This is a genomic window from Providencia sp. 6390, from assembly GCF_058148425.1.
The window spans coordinates 106,664-119,852 of record NZ_JBYVYL010000008.1; the positions used below are offsets into that span (position 1 = coordinate 106,664).

The window sequence follows — 13,189 nt, forward strand, 5'->3', positions numbered from 1 at the left end:
GACGCCACGGGTGTCACTGAGATGACATAAAAAAGGTTATAACAGCATGAAACTGAATAAAAAAAACGCTTTGCTTGCCAGTATGGTGGGCGTGATGTGGTTAAGCAGCATGGCTCACGCGGCGATTGGTCTTGACCGTACACGGGTGATTTTTAACGGTGATCAAAAATCGATGTCACTCAATATTTCGAACAACAATAAACAATTGCCGTATTTGGCACAGGCGTGGATTGACGATGCCGAAGGCAACAAAATTACTTCTCCATTGGTGGTCTTGCCGCCGGTACAGCGTGTGGAGCCAGGCAAATCAAGCCAAGTGAAAATAGAATCACTGCCGGCGATCAGCAGCTTGCCACAAGATCGCGAGAGCTTGTTTTACTTTAACTTGCGTGAAATACCACCTAAAAGTGATAAGCCGAACACGTTACAGATTGCCTTACAAACTCGCGTAAAAATGTTCTATCGCCCAAAAGCGATTGTGCCGGCCAAAATGGGCACACCGTGGCAAGAGCAACTGACCCTACAAAAACAAGGGGACACGGTGATGGTGAAAAACCCTACGCCGTATTACGTGACCTTAATTAATGCGGCAGACAGCCTGAAGGCGTTAGACAGTAAAGATAAAAAAGAGTTTAAACCCATCATGCTACCACCGTTTGGAGAAAGTGCGTTAGGGGTGAGTGCCAATGCAGTAGGGCAGCGCCCGGTGGTGACTTACATCAATGACTACGGCGGGCGTCCAAACTTGACGTTCCAATGCCAAGGTAGCCAATGCCATGTGGTGCCAAACGATAAACCAGCGACGCCATAATCCATAACCTTTGCTTTGTCTGCATCATGACGATAAGGAATAACCGATGACACACAAATTACTCCATCATGCTGTCACCTCTGTGCTGTTTGGCAGCGTACTTGTCTGTTCATGGGGCAGTCAGGCCGAAGGCAACAACACGCGTTTATATCGCCCTGTGGACAACTGGCAGGTCGATGGGGCTAACGGTGCCTTGTATGTGTCGGGTTCACTGACCGAAAGTCCGTGCCGTTTAGCGATGACTTCAGCTTACCAAGCGATTGAGTTAGGCAATACCGAAACTGCAGAGCTTAAAGCGGTGGGTGATAAAGGGCGTGCAACAGCATTTCACCTTGAATTACAAGATTGTATCGAGGTAAACAGTGCCTTGGAAAACGTCCAAACTGGGCAAACGGCGTGGAGCAGCACGCAACCAGCGGTGAAAATTCGCTTTATTGCACCAACGGTGCCGTGGATGCCGGATTTTGCCAAAGTGATGGGCGCGCAAGGGATAGGGCTCGTGCTGAGTGATAAGGCAGGGCAGATCTTACCTTTAAATCAAAACAGTAACCCTGAACTGCTGCCGTCAGGCCAATCGACGTTGACCTATTATGTCTCACCGGTACGTACTGCCGCGCAGATGCAGCCGGGCGCGTACTCTGCGCTGATTTCGTTTGAAATGCTATATGAGTAAAGGATGACTTGTATGAAAGGAATAAAGGCAATATCGAGTTGGAGTTACGGCCTATTGCTCGCTTTAGGTGCAATAGGACTGCCAACGATGAGTGTAGCTGGTTCAGATCAACTCGGTTTTACCGTTAAGGTACGTATTGAGCTAAAAACCTGTGATATCAATGATAATGAAACGATTGAAGTAGATTTTGGTGACATGATCATCAAAAACATTGATGGTGTAGCCTATGAGCAACCAATTGATTATACACTTGATTGTGACGATGCAACCAATAGTACTCCACTTAAATTACGCTTTGAAAATAACTCTGGGGCAAATTTTAATGCCAACTTATTACGTACGAGCGAACCTAATTTAGGGCTGCGAGTGAAGCAAGATGGCAATGCTTTTGCGTTTAATAATTGGGTTTATTTCACTTACGGTAATCAACCCGAGTTGTCTGTTGTTCCTGTAGCACGAGGATCAGCTGGAATTGATGATGGTCCATTTACGGCCTCGGCGTTACTCACTGTGGAGTATGAATAATGAAATTTCAGACAAGAAATATACCATGTTATTGGGTGGTACTACTGCTCATTATTGTGGGTATTTCTTCGGCTAAGGCATCAACGCTGGTGACCTTTAAGGGTAATTTAATTGGTAATCCACCTTGTGATATTACGGGAGATAACGACCCTATCACGGTCGATTTTGATGAGGTGGGTATTACTAGGATTGATGGTGTCAATTATATGCAGGATTTTGCGTTAACTGTGACCTGCGGAAATGATCTTGGAAATGCTGTGCAGCTCTATATGGGGTATGACGGAATGAATGCGCCATTTGATGACAATGCCATTCAAACTAGCTTGAGAGGATTAGGGGTTCGTTTGTACTATCAAGGCGATGTCGTGGCACCAAATAATGATGATATTCCGATAGTCATGTCCAGTGGTGGAGTTGCAAATATTCCATTGTCAGCTGTTCCAGTTAAAGATCCTACCATAGATTTATTTGAAGGAACATTTACGGCGACAGGTACAGTAGAAATACGCTATCCGTAAGGGGAATGTGATGACAAAGAAAAAAATATTTGGCTACGGTATTACCTTATTGGTGTCTAGTTTGCTGTTATCACCGCAGTTATCCATGGCGGAGTCATCAACAGCCATTCACTATAAAGGCACATTGATTGCATTGCCTTGCACGATTGAACCGGGTGAAGAGAACCAATGGTATGACTTAGGTATTACACCAACAAAATCATTATATCGTTTCAAGCGTACAGCAGGTCGATTAATTACTTTTGAACTAAAAGATTGTGATACTTCTTTGGGGAATATTGTCAAAGCGTCTTTTTCTGGTCCAGTAAATAGTGAGGGCTTATTGCAATTTACACCAGCAAGTGAAGCTAAGGGTGCAGGAATAGGGTTGGAATATTTAGATGGACGCCCAATTGCAATTGATGGCTCTACGGATTATGTAGTGCCTTTGAAAGATGGTGATATGTTGATCCGCCTAAAAGCTTATGTACAGGGCGAACGTGATGCGCTAGCGAATAAAAGTTTAGTATCAGGGTACTTTGAAGCCGTAATGACTTATACGTTAAGTTATGAATAAATACTTAATAGAGGTTTAATTGTCATTTATGAAATTAAGAAGCATATTTACATTTATATTATTTTTTATGTCTCCATATTCTTATTCTGCTATTTATAATAGTGGATCTGAAGTATTTAATTTAGTCATGAATGATGCAAGAATGGTTCAGGGAATAACATTTGATCATGTAGGTAATTTTGTAGTTGAAGATACCAATGATGTGTGGATGGGAACCGGGCCAGATAATCAAAAGTACAAAGTATCAACATTGAAATATAGTTTCGATGGTACCATTTATCTTGATATGGATGATGATTATTACAATAAGATGGGAAATTGTGAAATTATCGATCCCTCAGCTCAGTTCTTTATTGGGTGGACTCTTATGCAGCCTGGTATATCTGGTATTGTAACCAATGCGCAGGGGGCTTTGTATTTTTCTGGTAAGGGAAGTGGAGTTGGAGTACAGACAAGATGGCGAGGTTTTCCTTTAGGCAGGCCAGACTTTGTAGCAACGTTTAGTGAACCTAGTTTATATGCTTATGTATTTGTCACGGATGGGCCTGAAGGAATGTACCAAAGACCCGGTGATGGGAAATTAGTTTATGTACATGGTGCGGGACAAGCTCCTAACGCAATACCTTATTCTGATATGTATGGTCTTTCATGTGGTGATACAGCAGTAGTTGCAGTAGGGGAGTCTATCCCAACGGACCCTATAGAGCCTCCTATCCCTGATACCGTTTGCAATTTTGACTTTGATGACAACATATTGGATCTCGGGACTGTTGATCAAACATCCGCTGCTTATGCTTCCGTCTCAACGAACCTTAACGGTTATTGTAATGCAGATGCTTCAGTTGATTTAGAGATACTACCTAGCACAATGGAAATGGGTGGACTAACGATTGAGATGATGTTTGATAACGACTCAGATGAAAAGTCAGGATGGGATTTAAGTGAAAACAGACGAGATAGAACACCATTAAAGGCGGTTGTGAGTGACGTCGGTACGGTTATCCCTGGCTCTTATTCGAAATCAGGCGTTGTACGTATTAATTATGAGTAATAGATGCAACTCATAATTAATAGCGATAAAAAATCCCCCAATTATGGGGGATTTTGCATTTAAAACCTCAATAAACCTAACCTACTTTACTAAACTTTCACTATTCTCATATTGCAGTGTTTGGCGTTTTTGTTTGGCTTCAAAGCGTGAGATCCACCACCAAGCCAACCCAGAGAACACTGCGGTCATAAACACATTAATAAAGAACGCCTTCAGAAGGTCGACCCCTGGAGGGAAGGCTGCGGCGGTCATACTGACCACAAAGATCACAATCAATACAGATACAACCACCATACCAACAATACGATTACCCATTTTAAATTCACGAGGAGTTTCATCATGTTTTAAACGAAACACAAAGTAGGCAACCATAATAAAGATTGGCGGTAACATTGCAGTACCTGCGGTGAGGTTAATCGCCGTGTTCATCATTTCTTGCACGGATTCTGAGCCGAAACCATTAATTACTAACATGACGAACACAAAAGCAAATTGCCACCATGCTGCACGTACTGGCACACCATGTTTGTTCAGTTCAGTGGTTTTTTGGCCATATACCCCTTTCGGGATTTCTGAAAAGTGAATTTTGACTGGGGCAGAAGTCCACATCATCATGGAACCAAAGATAGCAATAAACAGTACAATGCCTACTGCACGGCCCATAAAGGCTTCTGATATGCCAAAGTACTGTGCCATACCCGTAAAGATTTCAACCATGCCACCTGCGTAAGTTAGGTTTTCACGTGCAACGAAGACGTTAACCAACAGCGACCCGACGGCATACATCAGGCCAATAATAATACCAGCAGCAATGATGACGCGAATAAAGGATTTTTGCCCGCCTTTAACGTCATTTAAATAAGCTGCCGCTGTTTCAGCACCACCAGCTGCTTGGAAAATCCAACACATGATACCGAGCGTTGCCCAGTTAATGGTTGGTGTCATCGCTTCGAGGGTGATCGGTTGTGCAGGAGTATAATCACCACCTAATGCCATCAGCGCACCAAGTACATAAATACCAAATAATAAGAAAACGCCATAGGCAACGAATTCAGAGATTTTACCTAACCAACTTGCCCCTTTTGTTGAAATATGGGTAGTGATTGCGAACAGCACAATTGAAATTATCGACACTACAATCGGTGGGAAGGTGTATTCGTATCCCAACATGGCATAGGACGCATAGGCAATCACGTTGGGTAGCAGTGAGACAAACCAAAACAGGTTAACGAACCAGTAAAGGAATGAACCCATGTAAGCTGCACGAGTGCCCAAAGGCTTTTTCAGCCAATCGTACATACCTGATTCAGAGTTTTTATTGGCTGAAACAAACTCAGCAATAATAAATACGAATGGAATAAAATAAACCACCGTTGCGAATAGGAAGATAGGGGCAGAGCTCAACCCTAACTCAATGTTATTATTGACGATATTGCGGACGTTAAACACGGCCGCAAATGTCATTGATAGTAAGGCAAACTTGCCGATGGTGCCACGTAATGATCCAGACATAGGATCCTCCAATGCAGGGCTATTATTATGATTTGTTATGGATTATTTGTTTAGCATATAACCATCTTCAACCGTGACGCGTAGCACAACTTTCTTCACTTGGTCATTACCATGAATGCGATAGGCTTCGTGGTTTTCGAAGATAGCGACTTCTCCTTGCTTCAAGAGATGTTTTTCTCCGTTGCCAGCAAAAAATTCACGGTCGGTTTCATCGCTATAATGACCGTTTGGCTCAAGAGCCGATTTGCTCGCAACTTCAATGGTTTCCTCGCCATCAAGGTAATAATGCACCGTAAAATAGCGACGGTTGCCCTCAAACAAGGGCATCGGTTCGTCTTGGCCTTTGGCGACGCGATACACCAAAGAGTCACCAATAGAATGCATTACCCCTTCTCGGATATGATTGATATTGTTGATAGCTTCCATGCAGCGATTCCATTTGCGGCCGTCACGATAAACGAGGCCGAATTGCTCAAGACTGTTTAATACGATCATCACTTATGCCTCGCTGATGGTGGTTGGGGTAAAGAAATCACGCTCAAATTGATAACTCGCTAAGTTTTGAGCACGGCTGTTGCCTGTTTGTAATGGCATTAAGGTAAAGCCATAGCGGAAGGTGGTGAGATAGGTGCGGTATGAATCCAATACCTCACTGCCCCATGAGTTAGAACCTAGCCCTGTGACTTGGTGATCAATATTCAGTGTGATGTAGCCACTCTGTTGCAGCTCATTGGTATGTTGCGCTTGATGAAGATTCTGGCGTGTGTAATACCAAGCACTAAAATTGATCGGCTGTTGAGGTTTCACCAACAATCCAGTGCCATGACGGTCGGTCATAGCAAACCAGCGAACGTGCTGACGGTTGCCATTGTTTTGCGGGAAAGGATAGTTTTGGAACATTTGATCAACGGTAGTTTGGTAAACATCAATCAAATTGGCCTGCTGGCTGTCCTGATAGTTCTCTTCTGGCCCTCTTCCATAGTAACTTATCTGAGAAAATTGGCGATTTAGCCCAATATCGCAACCAATTGCTGGGATCATATAAGGGTAATCACCGTAACGTTCACCACTGAGCTCAATATTTAGCTGTCCAGATGCTGAGACTTGGTAGCGGTATTCGCAGCGCATACCGAAATCAAACACTGGCGGTGCGATAGTGCTTTTCACCGTGATGTTGATATTGCCATTTTCTTCAGCGACTTCCATCGAACGGAAATGCTCTTGCAGAATATGCAAATGGGCAGGGTGCCATAAACCTTCATATTCTTGTTTATGGTTATCAATCATGGGTTTAAAGAAATTGATTTCAGGGGCTGTGGCAATCATGTTTTCACCATGGCTGATCCATGATACTAGCTTGCCATTGGTTTTCGAGAAGGTTAAGGCAAAGTCTTGCCCTGAGATCACCACTTCAAGGCGACTATCTTGCAGTGTTAATGGTGTCGCATTGGGGTTTTGATACAAGGTGGTAGGAAGTGAACACGCTTGCAGAGGGAACTGATAAACCGCAATTTCATGGTTAGCTTGGCTGTAGCGTGTGGCACTATTTTTCACCACTTTAAAATTGATAAAGGTTTCACGTTGATCTAACGGCGGAAGATTTATCTCAATATCACGACGGCTATTCGCCGACAAACCAGCCACTTGGATGATTTGTGTGGAAAGCGTTTCACCTTCTGCCCGCACATCAACAATTAAGCGGTAGTCATCAATATCACTAAACCACAATTTGTTTTCAACAGTAAAGTGGTTTGGTTGCCCATCAATAGCACGGATCTTAACAGGGGCAATAACCTGTTTATATTCTTTCAGTCCTGGGCTTGGGGTCTGATCGGGGTAAATCAGGCCATCTATACAGAAGTTATAATTATTTGGGTAATCGCCAAAGTCCCCGCCGTATTTGTAGAATGATTGCCCGTGCTCGTCTTGAGCTAAAATACCGTGATCGCACCATTCCCAGATATAGTGGCCTTGAATGCTATCGTGTTGATAAAACACATTTTGATATTCAGTTAAACCACCAGGGCCATTACCCATAGCGTGTGCATATTCACAGATGATACGTGGTTTATGGTGTGGATGTTCACCTAGCGCATTCATCATTGGGGCACGTGTGTACATGGTGGAAATCACATCAACGACTTCAGCATCGCGATCTTCTTCGTAATGCACAAGGCGGGTATCGTCAATCGCTTTGGTTGCATCATACATGGCGCGAATGTTACAGCCATAGCCTGACTCATTACCTAATGACCACATAATGATTGAAGGATGGTTTTTTTGTGCATGGACATGGCGTACGGCACGGTCAACAAACACACTTTCCCATTCAGGATCATCAGTAATGCGGCTTAAATTGCCCACATTCGCGAAGCCATGTGTTTCAACATCTGTTTCTGCCATCACAAATAAACCGTATATATCGCATAGCTCATAAAAACGTGGGTCATTTGGATAATGAGCCGTTCTAACAGAGTTGATATTGTGCTGCTTCATCAAGATGATGTCTTTTTCGACACGATCCATACCTACTGCACGGCTTTTTAAATGGTCATTGTCATGGCGGTTAACGCCATGCAGCATCACATAGCGGTTATTAATATAGAATAATCCATCACGCACTTTGATATCACGAACACCGATACGTTGTGGGATCACTTCGAGTAGGTTGCCTTGTTCATCTTTTAAGTTAATAAACAAGTGATAAAGGTGAGGGTTTTCAGCACTCCAATGGATTGGATTTACCATTGATATAGTAAAGTTAGCGGTATCTGTTTGATGAATATTAGGTACATCAACCACGCCATCTGCTATTCGTTGTTCTTGGTTAAATAGCTGATATTCGATTTGATAACCTGAAACTGATTTTGTGGAGAGGTTTTCAAGATCAACAGTGCAAGAGAGTGTCGCGTTCTGATAGTCATCGCTGAAGTCAGTACGCACAAACAGATCTTGGATATGCACTGGCTCTTTGCCAATCAGGTAAACATCGCGGAAGATCCCCGCCATCCACCACATGTCTTGGTCTTCAATATAGGTCGAGTCGGCATATTGCATGACACGTACTGATAGCAAGTTTTTACCTTGCTGAGCGAAGCGGGAGATATCAAATTCAGCAGTTAAACGGCTTCCTTTACTAAAACCAACATAGTGACCATTCACATACACTTCAAAATAAGCTTCGACACCATCAAATTTGATAATGGTTTGTTTTTCAGCCCAATTTTCACCGAGTGTAAAAGTACATTGATAAGCCCCCGTTGGGTTATCACTTGGTACAAAAGGCACATCAATAGGGAATGGGTAGCCTTCATCGGTATATTGTAGCTTGCCGTGTCCTTCCATCTGCCACATATTGGGAACGGTGATAGTTCCCCAATCATTCATTTCTTGGTGATAGAAATTTTCAGGGACTAATAACGGATTGGTGAAATAGTGAAATTGCCATTGGCCGCTCAATGAGATGAAAAGTTTACTGAGCGCGCGTTGAAATGTTTTTGCGTGTTGAATTGAATCATATGAAAAGAAATAGGCACGAGGTGGCATTCTATTTTCATGTAAATGCAGGAAATTTTCCCAGTTATTCACGTTATATCTCCTGATGATTAAAAGTGTTTTCTGATTTTCATTGATTATGATTGGTGACCTGAATTGATTTTAGTAAAAGTTTTACTAAAAAATAGTGAAATGAGCAGGGTTCTTTAACTCGATCACGGAATTGTGCTGAGTAGAATAGTTTTATGTGATCTAAGTAGATTAATGAATGTAAGTGTTTCAGGTGTAGATTGAAACCATCCAAAGATGGTTTCAATAGGCTCTTTTTTGGTAAAATTTTACTGAAATCGTTTATTTAGTGGTGCCGCGGAGGATCAGGGTGCTTGGGATATACAGCTGAAGAGGAAGTGTGCGTCCGTCACGAGAGCGTTCTAAAAGTAGATTAACACCCTGAATACCCATCATTTCTGAATGGATACGTACTGTTGATAATGGCGGGAAGGTAAACCGAGCTGTTGGGATATCATTAATGCTAATTAAGGTGATATCTTCAGGAATTCGCAGGTTTTGTTCATGAATTGCCCGTAGTACACCAATTGCAATGGAGTCTGAGGCTACAAATAAGGCTTTAGGGTGGGCACCTTTACTAAACATTTTATTAGCCATTTCATAGCCTGAAGCACTCGAAAAGTCGCCTCGATAGACATCTTGTGATGACACTACTTTTTTGAGTTTGCCATATTCAACAAATATCGTTTCACGAATATCAGCCTTATCAAATTCATCTGCTCCACCAATAAAACCAATACGATCAATTTGTTGGTCGATAAAATAATTAATAATTTCTTTGCTGATACGTTCAAGGTCGACATCAACAGAGTCATATCGAGAGGTGGTATCTTTAAAATCTATAAGGCAGATGTTATCGCTAATCTTTTCAGCAGTTTCTAAGATATCTGCTGTTGGTGTGCTAACGATTAAAATACCTGTAATGTTTTTAGCATCAGGAACGGTATTATTTTTATAGCAATTGGTCAGTTCTATACCGAGGTGTTCACATTGTGTTTCAATACCATGGCGTATCGCTAAGTAGTAGGGATCGTTGATCTCCATTTCTTGTTGATAGCTATAGAGCACCAATATATGGTGTTGTGCAGGTTGAATAATAGGCTGTTTGCGCTGACCACTTGATTTGTATTCAAGTTTTTCGGCAATTTCAAGAATACGATGCTTAGTCTCTTCTTTCACATTGAGTGTGGGGTCATCGTTTAATACTCGTGAAACCGTACTGAGTGATACTCCCGCTTCAGTTGCGATATCTTTTAGCGTCGCCATATTTTCCCTATTTATTTATCACTACGACCAGATAATATCATACTACTTAACGCGTGAGATAATGGCGACAAAAACTGCACGATAATGAGAGCGTGCAGTTTTCATCAGTATATACTCGTCATACTTCAAGTTGCAGCGTTGTTGAGCTTCGCTCAGCTAGCCGAGTCACATAGTTTATCTATGCTCCCCGTCTATCTTCGCTTGTCGCCTAGCTGCACCTCGAATTATTTAGAGTATATATAGGCTATTTACGTGTTGCGAGGATCACACTTGAGGCTTTAACCAGTGCTGTAATATCAACACCTTTCGTTAATGCCATCTCTTTTAAACTTTCATTGGTGATAATGGCTGTCAGCTCAACGCCTTTATCAGTGACGAGATGAACGGTGCTGTTGACTGCGCCTTCGACAATATTGCTGACTTTGCCGTTGAATTGATTGCGTGCGGAGAATTGCAATCCACAATCAGGTTTCGCCAGTACTACCCAAGGGGCTTTTATAATCGCAACGGCTTCTTTGCCAACAGCTAAGCCTAATGTTTTGCAACTTTCACATGTAATAACCGTCGTCAGCTCTTCGCCATTACCTAAAGATAAAACCACTTCATTATTTACCGCGCCTTCTTTGACTGCGCTAACAGTACCAGTTAATTGGTTACGAGCAGAAACTTGCATAGTTGACCTCATTCTTAATGTCTTAAAGTAATAAAACTGCTTATTTATAGAATAAAACTTAAGAGCTTACTAATCCAAATTAGGGAGCAAGTTCGTGGTTGAGATCACGTTACTTTTACGGTGAGTTGAATTCTAATTCGTAGATATCACCACGACAGATGATTTCGCTATATTCAATAATCACGCCTGTTTTACTGGTACTGGTTTGCCGCACAAATAATAACGGTGCTCCCACCGTTGAATTCAACCAATTTGCTTGCTCTTCGTTGCAACTGATCGCTTTCACTTTATGTTGCACTTGGCTAAAGGTGATACCTTGGCTTTCCCATAACGCATACAGTGAATCGGTTAATTTGGCTGGTTCTGGCAGATATTGGAATGGAATGTAGTTATTTTCAAAAGAAACCGGTTGGCCATTGGCGATACGGATACGCCTTAACTGTGCAATTTGAGCGCCTACCGCTAAGCCAAGTTTTGCGGCAATATCTGCGGTGGCTTCAGTGAGTGTACGTAATAACCATTGAGTGGTGACTGTTCCGCCTGCCTTCACGACTTGTGATGTGAAGCCGCTTTCATGTGACAAAGAATAACCTAAATACTTAGCGATTTGGGTACCAACACCTTGCTGGCGGATCACAACACTTTTCTTTTCCAGTGCTTGCATGGCCTTACTGACAGTCACACGTGATAGGTTGAGTTGTTGTGCAAGTTGGCGCTCTGCCGGTAGGAAGTCCCCTGCATCCACTATTTTATGCTCAATAGCCGATTCAATCGCTTGTTGTAATTGGCGATAGAGTGGCATTGTGGAATTGAGATCTAACTGCGATTTTATCCATTTAAGAAAGCGTGCTTGCATTGTTTTTTTCCATAAAACTTTCAACAAATTAAGTTTATAACAGAGTTGATAATATACATAATAACATCGAATGGACTTACATTGGCATTGTTTTTTGATTAATTGGACTGGTATTGGACTTAATTGCTGCTAATATAATTAATGTTGTTAAGGAAAGTAGTGGGAGTAAAAATGGGGCTGAAACCCGAGATTAAAAACGCGATACTTGGATGCTTATACGGTCAGGCAACAGGTGATGCCATGGGCATGCCGTCTGAACTGTGGCGTCAAGACAAGGTTCAACAGTTTTTCGGCTGGATAGATGACTTTTTACCAGGGCCAGACGAAAATATCGCTGCCATCGGGTTTCGTGCCGGTGAAGTGACAGATGACACTCATCAAGCAATAGCATTAATGGATGCGATTATTTCCTGTAACGGTAGGGTAGAGCCGAAGGTGATTGCACAAAATATTTTGGCATGGGCAAATCGTATTAACGCCTTTGATAAAAATATTTTTGGGCCAACCTCAAAGCAGTCTCTATTAGCTATCCAAGCAGGTGTGCCCATTAGTGAGATTGTGTCGAATGGAGTGACTAATGGTGCTGCAATGCGGATCGCGCCTGTGGGTTGCGTTGCTTCAACTGCGGATCGCAATCAATTTATAAAAACCGCTGAAGCGGCTTGTATCCCGACACATAAGTCGGATATTGCGATTGCAGGTGCCACTGTCATTGCTTGGGCAATTAGTCGAGCTATCGAGCAAGCATCATGGTCCCAAATTAAAAAAGAACTTCCCATGCTCGCTGATGAGGTGCAGTTGCTGTACGCCTCAACATTCAGTCCTTCTTTAGGCCAAAGAATTAGCTTGGCTTTTCAGAAGGCGAGCGAGTTGCAGTCACACTCTCCTCAAGCAACACTTAAAGAGCTGTACGATTTTATCGGCGCCGGTATGGATACGATAGAGTCGATTCCCTGCGCTCTGGCCATAGTTGACCTTACAAATGGTGATCCTGTCATGTGTGCGAAGTATTGTGCCAACCTGGGGGGGGACACGGACACCATCGGTGCTATGGCTGGAGCGATTTCGGGAGCTTTGTCAGGTATTCAATCTTTTCCGCAAGAATGGATTGCATTGATTAATAATTCTAATAGTATAGATTTCCATCCTTACGCAGAGATACTCGCCACCTTACGTCAATAAGG

At 42.6% G+C, this 13,189-nt stretch carries 13 protein-coding genes; 7 read left to right on the top strand and 6 right to left on the bottom strand.

Annotated elements, in window-relative coordinates:
- Positions 1-46 precede the first annotated feature (46 nt).
- From AC3Z9T_RS16460 to AC3Z9T_RS16485, 6 genes are read left to right on the top strand one after another with little or no spacing between them, the layout of a single operon-like run.
- Positions 47-811: a fimbria/pilus periplasmic chaperone gene (locus AC3Z9T_RS16460; RefSeq protein WP_490127177.1), complete on the top strand. Its 765-nt coding sequence runs from the start codon at positions 47-49 to the stop codon at positions 809-811.
- 46 nt (positions 812-857) lie between these two features.
- Positions 858-1,484 carry a fimbrial protein gene (locus AC3Z9T_RS16465; protein ID WP_490127178.1) on the top strand — a complete coding sequence of 209 codons (627 nt, stop codon included), beginning with the start codon at positions 858-860 and terminating at the stop codon, positions 1,482-1,484.
- Positions 1,485-1,496: 12 nt separating this feature from the next.
- Positions 1,497-2,009 (top strand): fimbrial protein, encoded by a 513-nt coding sequence (locus AC3Z9T_RS16470; protein ID WP_490127179.1) that lies wholly within the window; start codon positions 1,497-1,499, stop codon positions 2,007-2,009.
- Positions 2,009-2,527: a fimbrial protein gene (locus AC3Z9T_RS16475; protein ID WP_490127180.1), complete on the top strand. Its 519-nt coding sequence runs from the start codon at positions 2,009-2,011 to the stop codon at positions 2,525-2,527. Before AC3Z9T_RS16470 ends, AC3Z9T_RS16475 begins: the two co-directional genes overlap by 1 nt.
- A gap of 10 nt (positions 2,528-2,537) precedes the next feature.
- Complete coding sequence (locus tag AC3Z9T_RS16480; RefSeq protein ID WP_490127181.1) at positions 2,538-3,083, top strand: fimbrial protein; 546 nt, start codon at positions 2,538-2,540, stop codon at positions 3,081-3,083.
- A gap of 28 nt (positions 3,084-3,111) precedes the next feature.
- On the top strand, positions 3,112-4,134 hold the full coding sequence (locus AC3Z9T_RS16485) for a hypothetical protein (RefSeq protein ID WP_490127182.1): 1,023 nt from the start codon (positions 3,112-3,114) through the stop codon (positions 4,132-4,134).
- An 81-nt stretch (positions 4,135-4,215) separates the two neighbouring features.
- On the opposite strand, the gene AC3Z9T_RS16490 is transcribed toward AC3Z9T_RS16485, so the two are convergent.
- The 6 genes from AC3Z9T_RS16490 to AC3Z9T_RS16515 all read right to left on the bottom strand — a co-directional run bounded on the left by AC3Z9T_RS16490 (position 4,216) and on the right by AC3Z9T_RS16515 (position 12,005).
- Positions 4,216-5,646, bottom strand: coding sequence for an amino acid permease (locus AC3Z9T_RS16490; RefSeq protein ID WP_490127183.1), 1,431 nt, complete (start codon positions 5,644-5,646; stop codon positions 4,216-4,218).
- Positions 5,647-5,688: 42 nt separating this feature from the next.
- Positions 5,689-6,141 carry a beta-galactosidase subunit beta gene (locus tag AC3Z9T_RS16495; protein ID WP_490127184.1) on the bottom strand — a complete coding sequence of 151 codons (453 nt, stop codon included), beginning with the start codon at positions 6,139-6,141 and terminating at the stop codon, positions 5,689-5,691.
- A 3-nt stretch (positions 6,142-6,144) separates the two neighbouring features.
- Positions 6,145-9,234 carry a beta-galactosidase subunit alpha gene (ebgA, locus tag AC3Z9T_RS16500; RefSeq protein WP_490127185.1) on the bottom strand — a complete coding sequence of 1,030 codons (3,090 nt, stop codon included), beginning with the start codon at positions 9,232-9,234 and terminating at the stop codon, positions 6,145-6,147.
- A 258-nt stretch (positions 9,235-9,492) separates the two neighbouring features.
- Positions 9,493-10,476, bottom strand: a complete 984-nt coding sequence (gene ebgR / locus AC3Z9T_RS16505) for a transcriptional regulator EbgR (protein ID WP_490127186.1) — start codon at positions 10,474-10,476, stop codon at positions 9,493-9,495.
- A 244-nt stretch (positions 10,477-10,720) separates the two neighbouring features.
- The gene (locus AC3Z9T_RS16510; RefSeq protein WP_490127187.1) at positions 10,721-11,149 is read right to left on the bottom strand and encodes a TOBE domain-containing protein; all 429 of its coding nucleotides are present in this window, start codon (positions 11,147-11,149) and stop codon (positions 10,721-10,723) included.
- 115 nt (positions 11,150-11,264) lie between these two features.
- Positions 11,265-12,005, bottom strand: coding sequence for a GntR family transcriptional regulator (locus tag AC3Z9T_RS16515; protein ID WP_490127188.1), 741 nt, complete (start codon positions 12,003-12,005; stop codon positions 11,265-11,267).
- Positions 12,006-12,176: 171 nt separating this feature from the next.
- Between AC3Z9T_RS16515 and AC3Z9T_RS16520 the strand changes: the two genes are divergently transcribed.
- The gene (locus AC3Z9T_RS16520; RefSeq protein ID WP_490127189.1) at positions 12,177-13,187 is read left to right on the top strand and encodes an ADP-ribosylglycohydrolase family protein; all 1,011 of its coding nucleotides are present in this window, start codon (positions 12,177-12,179) and stop codon (positions 13,185-13,187) included.
- Positions 13,188-13,189 lie beyond the last annotated feature (2 nt).